The sequence below is a fragment of the Intrasporangium sp. genome, assembly GCF_039812505.1.
GTDB lineage: Bacteria > Actinomycetota > Actinomycetes > Actinomycetales > Dermatophilaceae > Intrasporangium_A.
Genome location: NZ_JBDIAQ010000060.1, coordinates 1 through 20481, shown reverse-complemented (window position 1 = coordinate 20481; position 20481 = coordinate 1). Strand labels below are relative to the sequence as shown.

General features: G+C 72.1%; 17 protein-coding genes. 11 read left to right on the top strand and 6 right to left on the bottom strand.

Features of this window, described 5'->3' with window-relative positions; translation table 11 throughout:
* The coding region (locus tag WMI84_RS09750; RefSeq protein WP_347352610.1) for a M23 family metallopeptidase at positions 1-455 on the top strand (455 nt) is incomplete at its 5' end.
* Positions 456-535: 80 nt separating this feature from the next.
* Here the strand turns inward: WMI84_RS09750 and WMI84_RS09745 are convergent.
* On the bottom strand, positions 536-2461 hold the full coding sequence (locus WMI84_RS09745) for a DUF6541 family protein (protein WP_347352608.1): 1926 nt from the start codon (positions 2459-2461) through the stop codon (positions 536-538).
* A gap of 317 nt (positions 2462-2778) precedes the next feature.
* Here WMI84_RS09745 and rpsB point away from each other — a divergent pair, with 317 nt between their 5' ends.
* Together rpsB and tsf are read left to right on the top strand one after the other, a co-directional pair.
* Positions 2779-3741 (top strand): 30S ribosomal protein S2, encoded by a 963-nt coding sequence (rpsB, locus tag WMI84_RS09740; RefSeq protein WP_347352612.1) that lies wholly within the window; start codon positions 2779-2781, stop codon positions 3739-3741.
* Between the two features lie 40 nt (positions 3742-3781).
* A complete protein-coding gene (tsf, locus tag WMI84_RS09735) occupies positions 3782-4612 on the top strand; it encodes a translation elongation factor Ts (protein WP_347352606.1) in 831 nt (276 codons plus the stop codon).
* 152 nt (positions 4613-4764) lie between these two features.
* On the opposite strand, the gene WMI84_RS09730 is transcribed toward tsf, so the two are convergent.
* From WMI84_RS09730 to WMI84_RS09720, 3 genes are all read right to left on the bottom strand, one after another.
* Entirely contained in the window at positions 4765-5277 is a 513-nt protein-coding gene (locus WMI84_RS09730) for a DUF1648 domain-containing protein (RefSeq protein ID WP_347352604.1), read from the bottom strand.
* Between the two features lie 113 nt (positions 5278-5390).
* On the bottom strand, positions 5391-6890 hold the full coding sequence (locus WMI84_RS09725; RefSeq protein WP_347352603.1) for a gluconokinase: 1500 nt from the start codon (positions 6888-6890) through the stop codon (positions 5391-5393).
* A gap of 83 nt (positions 6891-6973) precedes the next feature.
* Positions 6974-7360 carry a hypothetical protein gene (locus WMI84_RS09720; RefSeq protein WP_347352601.1) on the bottom strand — a complete coding sequence of 129 codons (387 nt, stop codon included), beginning with the start codon at positions 7358-7360 and terminating at the stop codon, positions 6974-6976.
* 394 nt (positions 7361-7754) lie between these two features.
* On the opposite strand from WMI84_RS09720, the gene pyrH reads away from it, so the two are divergent.
* From pyrH to WMI84_RS09695, 5 genes are all read left to right on the top strand, one after another.
* On the top strand, positions 7755-8486 hold the full coding sequence (gene pyrH / locus WMI84_RS09715) for a UMP kinase (protein WP_347352599.1): 732 nt from the start codon (positions 7755-7757) through the stop codon (positions 8484-8486).
* Positions 8487-8570: 84 nt separating this feature from the next.
* Positions 8571-9128, top strand: coding sequence for a ribosome recycling factor (gene frr, locus WMI84_RS09710; protein ID WP_347352598.1), 558 nt, complete (start codon positions 8571-8573; stop codon positions 9126-9128).
* A 19-nt stretch (positions 9129-9147) separates the two neighbouring features.
* Positions 9148-10014, top strand: coding sequence for a phosphatidate cytidylyltransferase (locus WMI84_RS09705; protein WP_347352597.1), 867 nt, complete (start codon positions 9148-9150; stop codon positions 10012-10014).
* A gap of 107 nt (positions 10015-10121) precedes the next feature.
* Positions 10122-11369 carry a 23S rRNA (adenine(2503)-C(2))-methyltransferase RlmN gene (gene rlmN / locus WMI84_RS09700; protein WP_347352596.1) on the top strand — a complete coding sequence of 416 codons (1248 nt, stop codon included), beginning with the start codon at positions 10122-10124 and terminating at the stop codon, positions 11367-11369.
* A gap of 162 nt (positions 11370-11531) precedes the next feature.
* A complete protein-coding gene (locus WMI84_RS09695; RefSeq protein WP_347352594.1) occupies positions 11532-13442 on the top strand; it encodes an acetate--CoA ligase in 1911 nt (636 codons plus the stop codon).
* A gap of 13 nt (positions 13443-13455) precedes the next feature.
* Here the strand turns inward: WMI84_RS09695 and WMI84_RS09690 are convergent, their stop codons facing one another.
* Both WMI84_RS09690 and WMI84_RS09685 read right to left on the bottom strand, forming a co-directional pair.
* The gene (locus WMI84_RS09690; protein ID WP_347352592.1) at positions 13456-14664 is read right to left on the bottom strand and encodes a TIGR04053 family radical SAM/SPASM domain-containing protein; all 1209 of its coding nucleotides are present in this window, start codon (positions 14662-14664) and stop codon (positions 13456-13458) included.
* A 132-nt stretch (positions 14665-14796) separates the two neighbouring features.
* Positions 14797-15954 (bottom strand): Rossmann fold nucleotide-binding protein, encoded by a 1158-nt coding sequence (locus WMI84_RS09685; RefSeq protein WP_347352590.1) that lies wholly within the window; start codon positions 15952-15954, stop codon positions 14797-14799.
* A 101-nt stretch (positions 15955-16055) separates the two neighbouring features.
* On the opposite strand from WMI84_RS09685, the gene WMI84_RS09680 reads away from it, so the two are divergent.
* From WMI84_RS09680 to WMI84_RS09670, 3 genes are all read left to right on the top strand, one after another.
* Positions 16056-17723, top strand: a complete 1668-nt coding sequence (locus tag WMI84_RS09680) for a long-chain fatty acid--CoA ligase (protein WP_347352588.1) — start codon at positions 16056-16058, stop codon at positions 17721-17723.
* 217 nt (positions 17724-17940) lie between these two features.
* On the top strand, positions 17941-19440 hold the full coding sequence (locus tag WMI84_RS09675; RefSeq protein WP_347352586.1) for an amino acid permease: 1500 nt from the start codon (positions 17941-17943) through the stop codon (positions 19438-19440).
* Positions 19441-19487: 47 nt separating this feature from the next.
* A complete protein-coding gene (locus WMI84_RS09670; RefSeq protein ID WP_347352584.1) occupies positions 19488-20423 on the top strand; it encodes an AEC family transporter in 936 nt (311 codons plus the stop codon).
* The last annotated feature ends 58 nt before the right edge of the window (positions 20424-20481 follow it).

The window sequence follows — 20481 nt, the reverse complement described above, 5'->3', positions numbered from 1 at the left end:
CGGCAGCGCCACCTCCCGCGGCCGGCACCCCCGCGCCGCAGCGGGCCGGCTGGAGATGGCCGCTCGATCCGCGGCCCGAGATCCTCGGCCCGTTCGATCCCCCGGCCGAACCGTGGGGGCGGGGCCATCGTGGTGTCGACCTCGCCGCCGCAGTGGGCCAGGCGGTGCTGTCCCCGGCCGACGGTCGGGTCGGCTTCGCGGGGACCATCGCGGGTCGAGGTGTCGTGGTGATCGTCCATGCCGGCGGGCTGCGGAGCACGTTCGAGCCGGTCCGGGACCAGATCGCCGTCGGCACGGCGGTTCGGGCCGGCCAGCCGGTCGCCGCCGTCGACGCGACCGCCGGCCACTGCGCTCCGGCGACCTGCCTGCACTGGGGCGTCCTGCGCGGCGACAGCTACCTGGACCCGGTGACCCTGCTCACCCGAAGGCCGATCGTGCTACTGCCGCTCGGGTGACGGTGCCCACTCGACCGGGAGATGGCTGTCCGCTCGACCGGGGCGGGCGGGTGCTCGATCCCGCCCACGACCCACGCGGATCAGCCCAGGCCGCACCCGGTGACCCGGTAGAGCGTGTACTGCCCGACGGTCTCCACCTTCTCGACCCCGTCGACCTCGTCCAGGTCCATCAGGCCCGAGGTCAGCGCCGGACGGTCGAGCCAGTAGGTGTGCGTCGACCCGATCGCCCACCGGATGTCGTTGCGGGCCAGCGCGGCGCACACGTCCGGCCGTCGCTGCATGTCGGCGAAGCCGGTCCCGATCAGCAGGCCGTCTCCCGCGCCCATGATCGGGATCGAACGGTACAGGGTGTTCGTACCGAACAGGGCCCACATGAGCGGCGACCCGTTCTCGGGGCGGCCGACGACCCCCTGGCCGGCCGGGATCCGCTCGGCCAGCTGGGCCAGCGCGGCCCGCCCGTCGTCGCTCAGGATGACCCGGTCCGGTTGGCTCGGCTGGAAGAAGTCGTGCAGCAGCCGGTACCGGGTCGACGCGTCCAGCGCCACGGTCAGGGCCGGGACGAGAGCCAGGGCCACCCCGGCGGCCAGCAGGGGCTGACGCTGGTTTACGGCGCGCAACCACGAGGTCCGGTGCAGCAGGAGCCGCACCAGGGGCGCCGCCCCGGCGACGAGCACCACCCCCGGCACGGCGGCGAGCGAGGCCAGCCGGACCTTGTCGTTGTACCAGTAGCCGGTGACCAGCGCCGTCCATCCCGCGTCCGACGAGGCCGCCATGACGTAGAGCACGACGCAGGTCAGCCACATCGCGACGATGGGGATCGCCCGCCGGGCCCGCCACAGGACCCAGGTGATCCCGAGGGCCAGCAGGGCCAGCAGCCCCCACTGCACCGTGGAGACCATCAGGCGCCCGCCGACGACCTCGACAAGCGCGGTCCACGTCGAGACCCGGCCGGGCCAGGTGTAGGCCTGGGTCGCCGCGACGCGGGCGGACAGCTGCGGGGCGAGCACCAGCCCCGCCCCCACCAGGGCCGCCACGACCGCGACGTCCCGCAGGACCAGGCGCCACGGGAGGTGGCCAAGCACGCCGGCCCGCAGCCGTGCCGTGGCGAACCAGACGAGGACGAACACGACCAGGGACACGATGACGTTCGGGTGGATCAACGCCAGCCCCGGCAGGGACAACGCGAAGGTCAGCACCTTGCCCGGCTGCCGGGTGCGGGCCGCCTGCAGCATGAGCGCCAGGGCGGCGGGCAGCATCGCGGTGCCCATCATGTTCGGCCACAGCACGCCCCAGCCGAGCAGGATGGTCGGGAAGGAGAGGAACGCGACGGAGGCGAACCCGGCGGCATACGTGACCAGCAGCGAGGTGCCGAGCGCGTGACGCACCAGAGCTACGCAGCCGACCGGCCAGACGACGGCCGCCAGCACGAGCGTGGCGACGTTCGTCCCGGCCAGGACCGGGGTGCCGAGCGCGATGAGCCCGGTGGCCACCCACGCGTGGAACCCGTTCGGGTAGGAGGCCGGGTTGAACAGCGAGACGTCGCCGGTCTCCAGGAAGGTGCGGATGCGGTTCAGGTGGAAGACGGCGTCGGGGGAGTCGACCAGGCTGTCGGGCCGGCCGATCGCCGGGATCATGGTCACGAGGGCGAGCACCACGCCCACGAGGCAGGCGGCGACGACGTCCGGGCGCGGCCGGCCGAACAGCCGGCGCCGCAGGCGCAGCTCAGGGTCGCGGCCGCCGCGGGAACGCGCCAGCCGGCCGCCGACCAGCCAGGCGGCCAGCACCGACAGCGCCGTCGCCGCGATCACGACCGGCCACGTCCAAGAGATCCCCAGGACGCCGGCCACCGTGCCGAACCCGGCGAGCACGCCGACGCTCACCGCCGGGGAGATGGCCACCGCCTCGACCCCGCGCGAGCCGAAGGCCCGCACCACGAGCCAGCCGGGGACGAAGGCGAGCGCGACGAACACGACGAACACGGGGATCGCCTCGGTCCAGCTGGTCAACTCGTCCTCCGGGCTCGGCGGGGTCGGCGCGCTCCATTGTCCCGGACCCCGATGATTTCCCGGGGAGGCCGGGCGGGTCGTACGATGGTGGGCGGTCCGGCGTGCCCTCGGGTGCCCGGGTCGTAATTCGCGCGTCTTCTGCCGGTCGCCCCGCGGGGCGACCGGGGCGCACCACGGCAGTCCCGGCCGACGGCTGGGTGGGGTGCGTGCAGGCGCCAGGAGTGGGACGTATGCCGCCCAGCGCGGTCCGCGCGTCGGGCCGGTCGGGCGGGGTCGTCGCACGCAGAACTGACAACAACCACAAGGAGAACCACGGCATGGCCGTCGTCACCATGCGCCAGCTCCTCGAGAGCGGCGTCCACTTCGGGCACCAGACCCGTCGCTGGAACCCCAAGATGAAGCGCTTCATCATGACCGAGCGCAACGGGATCTACATCATCGACCTGCAGCAGTCGCTGACCTACATCAACAGCGCCTACGACTTCGTCAAGGAGACCGTCGCGCACGGCGGCACGATCCTGTTCGTCGGCACGAAGAAGCAGGCCCAGGAGCCCATCGCCGAGCAGGCGACGCGCGTGGGCATGCCCTACGTCAACCACCGCTGGCTCGGCGGCATGCTGACCAACTTCCAGACCATCTCCAAGCGCCTCACGCGCCTCAAGGAGCTCGAGGAGATCAACTTCGACGACGTGGCCGGCTCCGGCCACACCAAGAAGGAGCTGCTCATCCTGGGGCGCGAGAAGGACAAGCTCGAGAAGACCCTCGGCGGCATCCGCTCGATGACCAAGGTCCCCTCGGCCGTCTGGGTGGTCGACACGAAGAAGGAGCACCTGGCCGTCGACGAGGCCCGCAAGCTGGGCCTGCCGGTCATCGCGATCCTCGACACCAACTGCGATCCCGACGAGGTCGACTACAAGATCCCCGGCAACGACGACGCGATCCGATCCGTCACGCTGCTGACCCGGGTCGTGGCCGACGCGGTGGCCGACGGCATGATCCAGCGTTCGTCCGGGCGGGCCGGTACCGAGGCGACCGTCGAGGAGCCGCTTGCCGAGTGGGAGCGCGAGCTGTACGCCGAGGCGGCCGCCGAGCAGGCTGCCGCCCCGGCCGAGACCGCCGCCGAGCCGGCCGAGACCACCGCCGTCCCGCCCGCTGCCGAGGTCGCGGTCGAGCCTGCCGCCGAGCCGGCCGCCGCCGCGCAGGCCGAGGCTCCCGCCGCCGAGCCGGCTGTCGCGACGCCGGCCGAGGCCGCCGCCGATACCCCAGCAGAGCAGGCCTGACCACACCGCATCCGTCCCGAAAGAGGAGCACGAAACATCCATGGCGAACTACACCGCCGCTGACATCAAGGCGCTGCGCGAGAAGACCGGCGCCGGCATGCTCGACGTCAAGAAGGCGCTCGACGAGGCCGACGGCGACCAGACCAAGGCCGCCGAGGTCCTTCGCGTCAAGGGCCTGAAGGGAGTGACGAAGCGCGAGGGTCGCACCACCTCCAACGGGCTCGTCGCGGCCGCCGCCGGTGACGGCGTGGGCACCCTCGTCGAGGTGCTCTGCGAGACCGACTTCGTCGCGAAGGGCGAGAAGTTCATCGACCTGGCCGACCGGGTGCTCGCGCAGGCCGTCGCCGCCAAGGTGAGCTCGGCCGACGAGCTGCTCGCCAGCACGACCGCCGACGGCAGGACCGTACAGGCGCTGCTCGACGACGCCAACGCGACGATCGGCGAGAAGATCGAGGTGAAGCGCGTCGCCCGCCTCGAAGCCGGCAACGTGGTGTCCTACCTGCACAAGACCAGCCCCGACCTGCCCGCGCAGATCGGCGTGCTGGTGGCCATCGAGGGCGGCGACGAGACGGTCGGCCGGGAGGTCGCGATGCACGTGGCGGCCTTCTCGCCGACCGTCCTGTCCCGTGCCGACGTGCCGGCCGAGACGGTCGAGAACGAGCGCCGCATCGCCGAGGCGACGGCCAGGGAGGAGGGCAAGCCCGAGGCCGCCCTGCCGAGGATCGTCGAAGGCCGCGTCAACGGGTACTTCAAGGAGAACGTGCTGCTCGACCAGCCGTTCGCGAAGGACCCGAAGAAGACGGTCGCCAAGGTCGCCGCCGAGGCGGGCGCGAAGGTCGTCGACTTCGCCCGGTTCCGGGTCGGCCAGTGAGGCCGTAGCCCCCCACCCCGCACGAGAACGTATGCCGCCCACCTGACCGAGGTGGGCGGCATACGACGTTCTGGGGCGCGGCTGGCAGCTGCTCGTGCGGGGACCCGGGTGTCCGGATGGACTTGTTGTGTCCGTAGGAACATCCGGCCGGCTCAGCGAGGGCGGGCATCCGGCGGGTGCCAGCGCGCAGCCACCATCCAGATGACGTAGCCGATGATGAGCACCAGGTAGGCGACGATCGCGGGGAGCGTCCACGACGGCAGCGCGGCGTCCGCGGTGCGCGAGGCCTGCACGATCGAGACCGGCACGACACAGATGAACGCCATGGACAGGCACCCCAGCACCGCGAGGTCGCCGGTGATCATCCGCATCGCCCGGGGGAGGTTCTCGGGGCGTTCCCAGTACCACTTGTTCGGGATGTTGACCCAGGCCAGGGACCGGCTGCGCGGGAGGAGCACGATGAGTGAGCCGAAGATCCCCACCATGATGAGCCCGAGGACGACGAGCATGACGAGAGCCTCGGTGCGGCTGGCCCATCGGTCCGGCGGGCCACTGCTGCCCCAGTGCGCAGGAACCCGGTCCGGAAGCACACCGGCCGCCCAGGCGACGAGCCCGGCGTAGAGGATCGCCAGGGCCCAGAAGAGCCTCACCAGCCACGTTCCCACGCCCCGAGGATAGGTGGCTGCGCCGAGAGCGCCTGCGCCCGTGCGTCATCACCGGATCCGCACACCTCGGACCGACCGCCTCGAGCCTCGCGCTCGTAGGGGCCGTGGCTCGCTCACCTGAAGAGCGCCTGGTAGACCTGCTCGAAGCGCGCGAGCCGACCTGTGTAGTAGGTGCGGCGACGGTCCTGCGGCCTGTGTTCGGGGTCGTGGGGCGGGACTGCCCTGGGCGTGTCGGGCGCCAGGCTCTCCAACGCCAGCAGCGCAGTGCCGTGCAGCGTGCTGCGCTTGATCGGCACTCGGGTGACCGGCGTGCGCATGGCATCGGCCATGACCTCGAGCAGCTCCGGCCGGTCGTTGGCCACCCTTCCGCCGCAGTAGAGCTGCTCGGTCGCCGGGGCCACCTCGTGCAGCTGGGCGGCGATGCGCGCGTAGGCCAGCGCGATGCCCTCGACGACGCCCCGGTAGAGCTCGAGCGGCCCGGTCGTGACGTCGACCGCGGCCAGCACGGCCCGCGCGTCACCGGCCCAGCCGGTGCTGCGCTCACCGGTCAGGAACGGCAGGACCAGGGGGGTGCCGTCGGCGGGCTCCGCGAGCAGCGCCGCCGACAGCGCCTCGGGCCCCTCCTGCTCGACCGCCAGTGCGCCGCCGGCCCAGGTCAGCGCCCGGCCGACGTCGCTGAGTGCGCCCCCGACGATCGACCGGTCGTGGGACACCCGGTAGCACCACAGGCCTCGCGGCAGCTCCTCGGGCATCTGACGCACGATCACGCGCAGCGCCCCGGAGGTCGCGCACGAGGCGCCGATGGTCCGCTCGTCGCCGGCGCCGAGCCCCACGTTGGCCGCCACGCCGTCGGCGACGGCGGCATACCAGCGCGCTCCGGCTATGGCCGGCCAGCGTGCGGCGAGCCGGTGGGCTCGTTCGGGCTTGATCTCGAGCGGCTCGTCGACGTGGTGGATCGGCGGCAGCTGGGTCCTGGTGACGCCGGTGACGGCGAGCAGGTCCTCGTCCCAGTCGGCGGTACGCCGCTCGACCATGCCGGCCCAGGCGGCGCACGACGTGCCGGTCGCCAACGTGCCGGTCAGCCGCAGCAGCACGTAGTCACCGAGCGAGAGGTAGTGCGCGGCGTCCGCGACGACGTCGGGATGCTCCTGCGCGAGCCAGCGCAGCCGGGCGGGCCAGTAGCTGCCGTGCACGCGGGTGCCGGTGCGCTGGTGCAGGGCGGGCTCGTCCAGCTCCTCGAGCAGCTGCCCGACCTGTGTCGTGCACCGGCCGTCGGCGTAGGTGAAGCACGGGGTCATCGCCCGCCCGCGCCCGTCGACGACCACCAGCGACGAGGCGAAGGTGTCGATCGCGACACCGGCGACCTGCCGCCCGTGCAGTGCGCCCACCAGCTCGTCGATGATGCCCGTCAGCTCGCCCACCACCTGGTCCGGGTCGATCACCGAGGTGCCGTCCGCCGCGGTCGTGAAGGTGTGCGCCGCCTTGGCCCGGCGCCCGACCGGGCGCCCGTGCGCGTCATAGACGGCGCCGCGGCTGGCGGTGGAGCCCACGTCGAGTGCCAGCACCAGCGGTTGGACGGCATCGTCGATCTCGGTCTCGAAGCTGTGCGCCATGGGCGTCACTCTAGGCCGGACGCGCACCGCCCGGCCGGTCCGCGCGAGCGGGTCGGAACGAGCGTGCGGCGATACGCAGATCGCTAACGGACGGTGATCGAGTTCGTGCAGGTGGCCGCACCGTCGGAGCGAGTGGCCCGGAAGGTGAACTTGTCGTAGCCCGCGGTGTTGCCGCGCCACCGCTCCACGTCGAGCTCACCCTCGCGGTCGGCGCGGAACGTCTGGTTCACGAAGCGTTTCCCGTCGTGGTACATGAGCACCTTCCACTGGGACTTCGGCTTGGCCCGGTCGATCTCCAGCTCGACCTCGAAGCCGCCGCGCTCCCGGTCCACCGAGAACTCGTAGACGGCGCTGCCGCAGCGGCCGTGACGTTCCACGTCGGCCTGTGCAGGGGCGGCGGTGAGGACGGCAGCCGGGACGGTCAGCACTGCCGTGGTGACCAGGACTGCGGTGCGTCGGGAGGGGAACATGGTGACTCTCCTTCTGGGTGCATCGGTTCGCTGGGTGGCCGTACCCTCACCCAACCCGGCGGGTCCGGTGCCCGCCAGGGGCCTTGATCCCCCTTCGCTCGTCGTCACTGGCGTCGGGACAGAGCTGGGGCATCCTCGCGTCCGCGGGCCCCACCACTTCCCTCCGCCTCGTCTGCACCCCGCAGACGCCGGATGCCGCCCACCTGCCTGAGGTGAGCGGCATACGCTCTCGTGCGCGGTTTGGCCGGTTCGGAGGCGGTCGAGGTCGGTGACGAGGGCGACGATCGCTCGTGGCGGCGCCAACGCCGCTGGTTCGGTGTTCCCGAAGCGCCCGACGTGCGCGCATGTGGAAAGATCGGGCGAGCCCGTGCCACGCTGCCCGCGAGGAGCCCCCATGACCGGAACACCGGCGTCACCGCGCCGTCGACGCGTGCTGCTCAAGCTCTCTGGAGAGGCCTTCGGTGGCGGTGCGGTCGGTGTCGACCCGGCGGTCGTGCAGTCGATCGCGCGGCAGATCGCCCCGCCGGTCCGCGAGGGGGTGCAGGTCGCCGTCGTCGTGGGCGGCGGCAACTTCTTCCGCGGGGCCGAGCTGCAGCAGCAGGGCATGGACCGCACCCGGGCCGACTACATGGGGATGCTCGGCACCGTCATGAACTGCCTCGCACTGCAGGACTTCCTCGAGAAGGAGGACGTGGGCACCCGCGTCCAGACGGCGATCCAGATGACCCAGGTGGCCGAGCCGTACATCCCGAGGCGGGCGATCCGGCACCTCGAGAAGGGGCGCGTCGTGATCTTCGGTGCGGGCGCGGGGATGCCGTTCTTCTCCACCGACACCGTCAGCGCACAGCGTGCCCTCGAGATCAAGTGCGACGTCGTGCTGATGAGCAAGCACGGCGTCGACGGCGTCTACGACTCCGACCCGCGGTCGAACCCCGATGCGCGCAAGCTCGACAGGGTCACCTTCTCGGAGGCGATCTCCGACGGGCTCAAGGTGGTCGACGCCGCCGCGTTCGCCCTCTGCATGGAGAACAAGCTGCCGATGCTCGTCTTCGCCATGGACGGGCCCGACAACGTCACCCGCGCCCTGCGTGGTGAGAGGATCGGCACGCTGGTCGTCAATGCATGAGCAGCGGCACGCCCGAGGGCTCGGCTCGGGACCAACCGAGCAGCCGGACACCAACGACACACCCATAGGGGCGAGGAAGAGCACATGATCGACGAGACCATGTTCGAGGCCGAGGAGAAGATGGACAAGGCCGTCGAGGTCCTCAAGGAGGACTTCGCCGGGATCCGCACGGGTCGCGCCAACCCGGGTCTGTTCAACAAGCTCCTGGTGGACTACTACGGCGCCCCGACCCCGCTGCAGCAGCTCGCCTCGTTCCAGAACCCCGAGGCGCGCACGATCCTGGTCATCCCGTTCGACAAGTCGGCGATGCACGGGATCGAGAAGGCGATCCGGGACAGCGATCTCGGCGTCAACCCGAGCAGCGACGGCAACCAGATCCGCTGCATCATGCCCGAGCTGACCGAGGAACGCCGCCGCGACTACGTCAAGCTGACCCACACCAAGGCGGAGGAGGCGCGCGTCGCGGTCCGCAACATCCGCCGCCGGGCCAAGACCGACCTCGACCGGCTGGTCAAGGACGGCGAGGTGGGCGAGGACGAGGGGACCCGGGCAGAGAAGGAGCTCGAGGCCCTCACGAAGAAGCACACCGACCTGGTCGACAGCCTCGTCAAGGCCAAGGAGTCCGAGCTGCTGGAGGTGTGACCCTCCGCGGCCCGTCACCATGTCCCACCCAGATCCTGCCGGCACCGGCAGCACCCGTCAGGAGAAGAAGCCGTCGCGGGCCGGGCGCGACCTGAAGGCCGCGATCGGCGTCGGCCTCGGCCTCGGCGTCGTGATCGTCGTGACGCTGCTGGTGCGCAAGGAGTCCTTCCTCGTCGTCATCCTGGTGGCCATCGCCACCGGCGTCTGGGAGATGCGCCACGCCCTGGCGCACCGCGGGATCAGGGCCCCGCTCGTCCCCGCGGTGCTCGGGTCGGTCGTGATGCTGTGGGCGGCCTATGCCCACGGTCCCGCCGGGCTCGTGCTGGCGTGGTGCCTCACCGCTGCGGCCGTGGTGCTGTGGCGTGGGGCCGGGCCGCTCGACGGCGCGGCCCGGGACGTGCTGGGCGGCGTGTTCGTGACCGCCTACCCCGCGCTGCTGGCCGGGTTCGCCGCGATGCTGCTCGCGGCGCCGGACGGCGTGGGCCGGATGTTCGTCTTCCTCATCATCACGGTGTGCAGCGACGTCGGCGGCTATGCCGCGGGGGTCCTGCTGGGCAAGCACCCGATGGCGCCCACGATCAGCCCGAAGAAGTCGTGGGAGGGGTTCGGCGGCTCGGTCGGGCTGTGCGTGCTGGGTGGTGCCTTCACCGTCTGGCTCCTCCTCGGCCATCCCTGGTGGATCGGCGTGCTGCTGGGGATCGCGGTCGCCATCGCGGCGACCATCGGGGACCTCATGGAGTCGCTGATCAAGCGCGACCTGGGGATCAAGGACATGTCGAACATCCTGCCCGGGCACGGCGGCATCATGGACCGGCTCGACTCGCTCGTCGTCGTCGCGCCCATGGTGTGGGCCGTGCTGACCCTGCTGGCGCCCCAGGCGCGCTGATCCCGTGCGCACGCTCGATGGGGATTGCTGCTCACTCCATCGGGATTGGTGCCCTGTCGATGGGGGAGGCGGCCGCGGGGGGCTGGCCCTGAGAGGATGAGGGGGCCATGACCGACGACCAGACCGCCCCGACCGCCTCGAGCCGCGCTACCTCCAGCACCACTGCGTCGGGCCCGACCTCGCTGCCCGACCCGACGACTGCCCGCCCTCCAAGGGCCCCCCGACCCGAGCCCGGGCGTCTGACCTTCCGCGCCCCGGGGCGCGGCAAGCCACCCCGGCACCTCGCCGACCTCGCCCCGGCCGAGCGCACCGAGGTCGTCACGGCACTCGGGCACGCGGGCTTTCGGGCCAGGCAGCTCTCGAGGCACTACTTCGAGCGGCTCGTCTCGGACCCGGAGCAGATGACCGACCTGCCCAAGGCGGCGCGCGCCGAGCTGGTCCACGACCTGCTGCCGACCCTGCTGACCCCGCTGGTGCGGCGCCGGGCCGACGGCGGGCAGACGCTGAAGTACGCGTGGCGGCTGCACGACGGCGCCGTGGTCGAGTCGGTCCTGATGCGCTACCCCGGCCGGGTCACGATCTGCATCTCGAGCCAGGCCGGGTGCGGCATGAACTGCCCGTTCTGTGCCACCGGCCAGGCGGGTCTGACCCGCAACCTGTCGACCGCCGAGATCGTCGAGCAGGTCGTCCAGGCGGCCCGGGCGGTGCGGCACGGAGACCTGGCCGGTGGGGACGGCACCGACCGGGCGGCCCCGCTGCGCGTCAGCAACGTCGTCTTCATGGGCATGGGCGAGGCCCTGGCCAACTACCGCGCGGCGATCGGGGCGATCCGCCGGCTGACCGACCCGACCCCCGATGGCCTCGGCATGTCGGCCCGCGGCCTGACCATGTCGACCGTCGGCCTCGTGCCGGCCATCGACCGGCTCGCCGGCGAGGGCGTCCCGGTCACGCTTGCCCTGTCGCTGCACGCCCCCGACGACGAGCTGCGCGACGAGCTCGTGCCGATCAACACCCGGTGGAAGGTCGACGCGGCCCTCGACGCCGCCCGGCGTTACTTCGACGCCACCGGACGCCGGGTCTCCATCGAGTACGCGCTGATTCGCGACGTCAACGACCAGGGATGGCGCGCCGACCTGCTCGGCGAGAAGCTGCGCGCCCGGGGCCGGGGCTGGGTGCACGTCAACCCCATCCCGCTCAACCCGACCCCGGGCTCGAGGTGGACCGCGAGCCGGCCCGGGGTGGAGCAGAACTTCGTCGAGCGGCTGCGTGCCCACGGCATCCCGACCACGGTGCGCGACACCCGCGGCCAGGACATCGACGGGGCCTGCGGCCAGCTGGCCGCCTCGACCGCCTGACCTGCCCCCCCAACCCCCCAGCCCCCAGCCCCCTAGCCCCCAACCCCCACCCCAAACCCGGTTCGATGTATTCGCGCGGCCCCTGGGCCGCGCGAATACATCGAACCGGGCTGTGGTGGGCCGGGTCTGGCCTGTGTCGGCGGCACAGGGCAGGGTGGGCACATGAGCGACGGAGCGAGCACAGCGGCATACGGCGACCTCTACCAGCGCAGCCTGCGCGACCCCGAAGGGTTCTGGCGGGAGGCGGCCGGTGAGATCGACTGGGTCACGCCACCCGGGCGGATCCTCGACGACGACAACCCGCCGTTCTACCGCTGGTACCCGGACGCGGTCCTCAACGTCTGCCACAACGCCGTCGACCGGCACGTCAAGGCGGGCCGCGGCGATCAGGCGGCGATCCACTACGACTCGCCGGTGACCGGCACGAAACTGACGGTCACCTACGCCGAGCTGCTCGAGCAGGTGCGCGCCTGCGCCGGTGGCCTCAAGGGCCTCGGGGTCGAGCCGGGCGACCGCGTCGTGATCTACCTGCCGATGGTTCCCGAGGCGGCCGTCGCGATGCTCGCCTGTGCCCGGATCGGCGCCGTGCACTCGGTCGTGTTCGGCGGCTTCGCGCCGCAGGAGCTCGCCGCCCGGATCGACGACGCGGCGCCACGGGTGGTCATCTCGGCCTCCTGCGGGGTCGAGCCCAACCGGATCGTGCCCTACAAGCCGTTCCTCGACGAGGCGATCCGGCGCTCCGCGCACCAGCCGGAGCACTGCGTCATCCTCCAGCGGGAGCAGCTGCGGGCCGAGATGGGGGAGCGCGACGTCGACTGGGCCGAGCTCGTCACGGGTCCGGCGGCGCGCGCCGGGGCCGACTGCGTGCCGGTCGCGAGCACCGACCCGCTCTACATCCTCTACACATCGGGCACCACCGGCAGACCCAAGGGCATCTACCGCGACTCGGGCGGCTACGCCGTCGCGCTGCTGTGGTCGATGCGCAACCTGTACGACGTCCGGCCCGGCGAGACGATGTTCACCGCGAGTGACGTCGGCTGGGTCGTCGGCCACTCGTACATCGTGTACGGCCCGCTGCTGCTCGGCGCGGCGTCGGTGCTCTACGAGGGCAAGCCCGTGGGCACCCCCGACGCGGGCGCGTTCTGGCGGGTCATCCAGGAGTACGGCGTGGTGTCGTGCTTCACGGCCCCGACGGCCTTCCGGGCGATCAAGAAGGAGGACGCCAAGGCCGAGCTGCTGCGCAGCTACGACCTCACCGGCTTCCGGACCCTGTACCTCGCCGGCGAGCGGCTCGACCCGGACACGTACGAGTGGGCCACCGACGTGCTCGGCGTCCCGGTCATCGACAACTGGTGGCAGACCGAGACCGGCTGGCCGGTGGCGTGCAACCCCAAGGGCATCGAGCTGCTGCCCATCAAACCCGGCTCGCCGACCCTGCCCGTGTGCGGCTACGACGTGCGCGTCCTCGACGGGGCGGGCACCGAGGTGGCGGCCGGCACCGAGGGGGCCATCTGCATCCGGCTGCCGATGCCGCCCGGCACGCTGCCGACCCTGTGGCACGACGACGAGCGCTACGTGGCCTCCTACCTGTCCGCCTACCCCGGCTACTACCTGACCGGCGACGGCGGGTACGTCGACGACGACGGCTACCTGTTCGTCATGGGGCGTACCGACGACGTGCTCAACGTCGCCGGTCACCGGCTGTCGACCGGGGCCATCGAGGCCGCGCTCGCCGGCCACGAGGCGGTGGCCGAGTGCGCCGTGGTCGGGGTGTCCGACCAGCTCAAGGGCCAGGTGCCGCGGGCCCTCGTCGTGCTCAAGTCGGGTGTCGACGCCGCGGCCGAGGGCGAGCGCATCCGGGCGGAGCTGGTCGAGCGGGTGCGCGGCGAGGTCGGGGCGGTGGCCGCCCTGCGCCGGGTCGACATCGTGGCCGCCCTGCCCAAGACGCGCTCGGGCAAGATCCTGCGCAAGACGATGCGCGAGATCGCCGACGGCCGGACCCCCACCGTGCCGGCCACGATCGAGGACGCCGCGGTCCTCGAGGCGCTCACGCCGGTGCTGCGGGGCGACTGAGCCCGATGCGGCGTCAGGCGGTGGCCAGCGAGGGCGTGGGCCGGCCGGTCGCGGGCGGCACGTACACGCAGTTCGGGTCCGAGCCGAGCACGTCCCCGTGCACCGCGTAGGCCTGCGACCGGCTGCCCCCGCAGACGTCCCGGAACTCGCAGTCCCGGCACTTGCCGCGCAGCTGGCTCGGGTCGCGCAGCGAGCGCAGCAGCGGGCTGGTCCGGTAGACCTCCCGGAAGCCGGCCTCGCGCACGTTGCCGCACCGTTGCGGCAGGAACCCGCTCGGGTAGACGTCGCCGCGGTGGTCGACGAAGGCGAAGCCGCGCCCCGAGTTGACCTCGATGGGTGGGCGGGGGCGCCGCACCGCCGTATGCCGCCCAGCCCGGATCGGTGCCGTCGCCGCGGTGAGGCGGTGGTACAGCCCGCCGAGCTCGGGTGGCGCGGCACCGCTCGCGGCAGCTCGGGCCCGCTCGATCGCGACGCGCCGGTAGTGCGGCGCCTCGGTCGTCTTGAGCGCGACCAGGTCGGACACGTCGTGCAGCCAGTGCAGGACGTCCTCGACCTGCTCGGCATCCAGCGCCCCGAGCAGCTGGCCGCGGCCGGTCGGCACGAGGAAGAAGACGCTCCACAGCGAGACGCCCAGACCCAGCACCAGCTCGAGCAGCTGTGGCAGCTCCCCGACGTTGTCCTTGGTCACCGTGGAGTTGACCTGGAGCCGGAAGCCGGCCTCGCGGACCTGCCCGGCCGCCACGAGCGTCTGGTCGAACACGCCGCGCACGCCACGGAACGCGTCGTGGGTCGCGGCGCTCGCCCCGTCGAGCGAGAGCGACAGGGCCCCGGCGCCGGCGGCGCGCAGCTCGGCCAGGACGGCGGGAGTGAGCCGGGGTGTCACCGACGGCGAGAGCGCCATGTGCAGTCCGAGCGAGTGCCCGTGCCGGACCAGCTCGGCCAGGTCGGGTCGCTCGAACGGGTCGCCGCCGGTCAGCACGACGATCGGGTAGGGCGTGCCGAAGCCGGCGATGTCGTCGAGCAGGGCCCGGCCCTGCTCGGTGGTCAGCTCGCCCGGGTCGCGGCGGTGCTGGGCGTCGGCCCGGCAGTGCCGGCAGACCAGGGCGCATGCCCGGGTCACCTCCCAGATGACGATCATCGGCCGGTCGCCGGCGTCGTGGCGCAGCCGGCGCACCGCCTTCCGCTCGGCGTCGGACGGCGCGGTCTGGGTCGGCTGGGTCATGCGCAGGCTCCCTGTCTGGACGGCCGGTTCGGCTCGGGGGGTCACAGCCAGCGTAGGAGACAGGTGGCCCGTCGTCGCCCGGAGGCCCGAAGGGTGGTATGCCGCTTGCCCGGGTCGGCGGCATACCGTTCCTCACGCCCGCCTGCCACCGGGCGGCTCGCGGTCCGGCGCCGGGGAACCGGCCAGCAGGGGGAGCACGTCATCGAGCGCGTCGACGAGGTGGACCGACCCGGCCATCCGGTGACCCGACGCGAGCTGCTGGACGGCGGGCCAGACGGGGATGGTGCGGGTCCAGTGCTCGACTCCGACGAGCACCAGAGGGGGCAGGGCGACGTCGTCACGGGAGTAGTAGAGGGGCGTGACCGCCTGGAAAACCTCCTGCACCGTGCCGGCGGCGCCGGGCAGCACCACGATCCCGGCGGTGGAGCGGGCCAGCAGGCCGTCCTCGCGCAGGGCGTTGGAGAAGTACTTCGCCACGGCGTCGCAGAACACGTTCGGCGGCTCGTGACCGTAGAACCAGGTGGGGATGCCCAGCGAGCGGGCCGACCTCCCGAGCGCCTCCGGGCGGGCACCGGGGGCGTCGTCCCGATCGAGCAGCTCGCGCCGGACGGCCATCGCGGTGCGAGCCCAGGCGGTCACGTCCGGCCGGAAGCCGGGCACGGCGGCGAGGCGCCGCAGAGCCTGCTCGAGGACCGTGGTGTCGCGGCACAGGGCGCCGAGGTTCGCCGCCTCCATCGTGCCGGGACCACCACCGGTGACGACGACGTGGCCCAGGCCGGCGAGCCGGTGGGCCAGGTGGGCCGCCCCGACGTACTCGTCGCTGCCCCGGGGGACCGCGTGGCCGCCCATGACCCCGACCACGCTCCGGTCGACGAGGAACTCGTCCAGGTCGTCGGTGACGGTGTCGTCGTGGATGGCCCGCACGAGGGTGGCGAAGGCGTCGGTGGCCAGCCGCGCGTCGGTGAACCATCGGTAGGCCAGCGCGTCGGGGGTGCGGGCGTAGCCGTGCTCCTCGAGGCCGGCGTAGAGGTCCTCGGGGGTGTAGAGGCCGCACCACGGGTCGATGGGCGCGCCGGCGAGGCCGGGGAAGACGATCGCACCACCGGCGAGCAGCACCTCGGCGACGTCGGGCGGCACGACCCCGCCGAGGACGACCAGCCCGGTCAGGCCCGGCCGGCCGGCGAGCCGACGGGCGTAGTCGCGCAGGTCCAGACCCTGCAGCCGCAGGCCGGTCAGGCTCGCTCCGGAGTCGAGGTGGGCGTCGAGCTCCTCGAGCGTCTCGATCTCCATGGGCGACATCCTGCCCCAACCGGGCCGACCCGGGCGGGTCGCCGCGCGCCACCTGCGGAAAGGGCTGACGCCGGCCGCGACGCGATGGCAGAGTGCCAGTCATGAAGAGCACGATGCAGCCCACACCCCTGCTGATCTCCACGCTCATGCGCTTCGGCACGACCGTCCACGCCGCCAGCGAGGTGGTCACGTGGACCGCGTCCGGCGCACGGCGCACGACCTTCGGCGAGGTCGGCAGGCAGGCGGCACAGCTCGCCCACGCCCTGCGCGACCTCGGGATCACCGGGGACCGGCGCGTCGGCACCTTCATGTGGAACAACGCCGAGCACCTGGTCACCTACCTTGCCGTGCCGTCCATGGGCGCGGTCCTGCACGCCCTGAACATCCGGCTGTTCCCCGAGCAGCTGGTCTACGTCACGCGCCACGGCGGCAGCGAGGTCGTCGTCGTCGACAACACGCTCGCGGGGCCGTTCGCCCGGCTGCTCGAGCATCTGCCCGAGGTGCGCCACGTGATCGTCAACGGCCCGGTCGACGACGAGACCCGTGCAGCTCTCGGCGCGCCCGGCCACGTCGCGGGTGTGCACGACTTCGCCGAGCTCATCGACGGCCGGCCGGCCACCTTCGACTGGCCCACGGACCTCGACGACACCGACGCCGCCTCGATGTGCTACACCTCCGGCACGACCGGCAACCCCAAGGGGGTCGCCTACTCGCAGCGCAGCAACTACCTGCACTCGATGGCGGTCGCTGCCTCGCTGGGCATCGCCACGGCCGACCGGCTGCTCATCGTCGTGCCGCTGTTCCACGCCAACGCGTGGGGCTTCCCGTACTCCGCGATGGTAACCGGGTCCAGCCTGGTCATGCCGGACCGCTTCCTGCAGGCCGCCCCGCTGGCCGACATGATCACGAGCGAGAAGGTGACCGGCGGAGCCGGCGTGCCGACGATCTGGAACGACCTGCTGCACCACCTGGACACCAACGACGTCGACGTCTCGTCCGTGCGGATGCTGATGGTCGGCGGTTCGGCCGCCCCGCTGCCGATGATCCGGGCCTACCACGACCGGCACGGGATCGACATCATCCACGGCTGGGGGATGACGGAGACCTCGCCGGTCGCCTCCCTCTCGACGGTGCCGCCGGCCGCACCCGGCTCGGACGAGTACTGGGCCTACAAGGCCAGCCAGGGCCGCATCCTCTGCGGCCTGGAGGGCCGGATCATCGGGCCCGACGGCAACGCCGCCGAACCCGACGGGCGGACCGTCGGGGAGTTCGAGATCCGCGGCCCGTGGATCGCCGAGTCGTACTACTCGAACGGCAGCGAGTCGGAGGCCGAACTGGCCGACATGGCGGCCCGGTTCGACGAGGGCTGGCTGCGCACCGGTGACGTCGGGACGTTCTCGGCCGACGGGTACATCACCCTGACCGACCGGGCCAAGGACGTCATCAAGTCGGGCGGCGAGTGGATCAGCTCGGTCGAGCTCGAGAACGTCCTGATGGGCCACCCGGACGTCGTCGAGGCCTCGGTCGTGGGGGTCCCCGACGACCGGTGGCAGGAACGCCCGCTCGCCTCGGTGGTGCTGAAGGCCGGCTCCACGGCGACGGCACAGGACCTGCACGACTACCTCGAGACCAAGCTCGCGCGCTGGCAGGTGCCCGAGCGGTGGGCCTTCATCGACGAGGTCCCCAAGACGAGCGTCGGCAAGTTCGACAAGAAGGTGCTGCGCAGGCGGTACGCCGAGGGGGAGCTGTCCGTCGTCGTGGTCGGCTGAACCCGCGGCGGGGCGGCAACAGCCGCGCCGACCGCGCCGGATCCGCGCGCTCCGCCGCAGCTGTCCGAGCGGGCGGTAAAGCGCCGACTTGTACAGCCCTGGCTGCCGGACGCGCCCAAACGGCGATACCGCCAGGCCGGGTGGGTCACTAGCGTTGCTCCGGCGCCTGGAAGGCCCGGGCCACCGCAGTGATGCGGCGCAACACCGGAATGGACGAATGTCCCAAACCCTGACCCACACCTCGCACGACGACGAGGATGCCCACCTGGCCGCACTCGGCTACACCTCCGACTTCAAGCGCGACATGTCCCTCTGGGGCAACTTCTCGCTCGGGTTCACCTATCTGTCGCCGGTCGTCGGCGTCTACTCGCTGTTCGCCTTCGCCGTCGCCTCGGGCGGCCCGGCCTCGATCTGGGCGGTGGCGATCGCCGCGGTCGGCCAGCTGCTGGTTGCCATGGTCTTCGGCGAGGTCGTCTCCCAGTACCCGGTCTCCGGCGGCATCTACCCCTGGACGCGCCGGCTCTGGGGGCGGCGCTGGGCCTGGATGGCGGGGTGGGTCTACATGGCCGCCCTGCTCGTGACCATCGCCAGCGTCTCCTACGGCGCCGGTCCGTTCGTGGCGATGCTGCTGGGGATCACGCCCTCGACGGGCGTGACCGTGGGCTGCGCCGTCGGCCTGATCGTCGTGGTGACCCTGCTCAACTTCGGGGGCACCGCGCTGCTGGCCAAGCTCGCCTTCTTCGGCTTCGCCGCAGAGCTCGTCGGGGCGCTCGCGGTCGGCGGCTGGCTGCTGCTGACCCAGCGCCACCACGGCCTCGGCGTGCTCTTCGACACGGCGGGCACCGAGGGCGACGGCTCCTACCTGCCGGCCTTCCTCACCGCGGCGCTGCTGGGCGTCTACCTGTACTACGGCTTCGAGGCGTGTGGCGACGTCGCCGAGGAGGTCAAGGACCCGCGCCGCCAGATCCCCAAGTCGATGCGGATGACGATCTACATCGGCGGGTTCGCCTCGTTCTTCATCACCCTGGCCCTGATGCTCGCCGTCCCCGACTTCGGCAAGGTCGTCTCGGGCGCCGACGCCGACCCGGTGACGACGATCCTGCAGAACGCCTTCGGGTCGGTCGGCTTCCGCGTCGTCATCGCCATCGTGCTCATCTCGTTCTTCTCCTGCGCCCTCAGCCTGCAGGCCGCGGCCAGCCGGCTGGTCTACTCCTACGCCCGCGACCGGATGATGCCGGCGAGCCACCTGCTCAGCCGCTTCTCGTCGGCGCGCGCCGTCCCGCCGTATGCCCTGGCGCTGGCTGCGGTGGTGCCCACCCTGATCATCCTGGGGTCGATGGTCTCGGAGAACGCCCTGACGAAGATCATCTCCTTCGCCGCGCTGGGCATCTACCTCGGCTTCATGATGGTGGTCCTCGCGGCGCTGCGGGCCCGGCTGAAGGGGTGGCGCCCGAGCGGCCCGTTCACCCTGGGCCGCTGGGGCCTGCTCGTCACGGTCGCCGCCTTCGGCTACCAGGTCCTCGCGGCGACGAACATGTCCTGGCCACGGTCCCCGGACGCGCCGTGGTACGACAACTGGATCGTGCTGCTCTCCGCGGGCATCGTCATCTCGGCAGGGCTGGTCTACCTGCTCGTCGCCCGCCCTCACGAGCGACACGACGCCCCGTACGGCGACGCGATCCCCACCGCGTCACGGGGCGACACGACGGTGGGCTGACCGAGACCCGTGCCACCCGTCACCGGCCGACCTGACAGGATCGGCCGGTGATCGGCGTTCTGGAGGGCTTCGCGACGATCGCCATGGTCGTCGCGGTCGGGGCGCTGCTCGCGCACCTGCGCATCCTGGACGAGGCCGCCCAGAACAACCTGGCGCGGCTCGCCTTCTACGTCGCCTCCCCGGCGCTGCTGCTCCAGGTGATGGAGCGCACCCCGCTCGATGCGGTCCTCTCCCGCAACCTGGTCACCTCGCTGGTCGCCTTCACCGTGACCGTGACGATCTACCTGGTGGGGGTGCGGTCCCGCGGGCGGAACACCCCCCTCGGGACGCGCCTGATCGGCAGCCTATCGTCGGCCTACGTCAACGCCGGCAACCTCGGCATCCCCATCGCGTTGTACGTCCTGGGCGACGTCGCCTGGGTGGCCCCCACCCTGCTCATGCAGCTGTTAATCATCACGCCGGTCTACATGGCCCTGTTCGACAGCGACGCCCGAGGCGAACGCCCGACCGTGCTGCGCAGCGTGCGCCGGATGTTCAGCAACCCCATCACGATCGGGGCGCTCGCCGGGCTGCTCATCTCCCTGCTCGACGTGCACCTGCCGCGAGTGGTGGCCGGCTCGGTGGACCTGCTCGCGGGGCTGGCCGTCCCGTCGATGCTCGTCGCCTTCGGCATCTCGCTGCGGCGCGGTCCGCGTCCGGCGGCCGGCCGCGCCGCCCGGCACGTCTGGGCCATCGTGGTGCTCAAGACCCTGGTGATGCCGGCCATCGCCCTCGGCGTCGGCCTGCTCATCGGCATGCGGGGGCAGCCGCTGTTCGCCGTCGTCGTGACGGCCGCCCTGCCGACCGCGCAGAACATCTTCACGTATGCCGTCCGCTACCGGCGCGAGGTCAACCTGGCCCGCGACGCCATCTTCGTCACGACGTTCGTCTCGATGCCGGTCATCCTGCTGATCGCGGCCGGCTTCCACCTGGCCGGCGTGTGACGCCGGCGCACTCGCACGACCGCCCCCCGCTCCAACCGTGCGGTCGAGGGCGAACCCG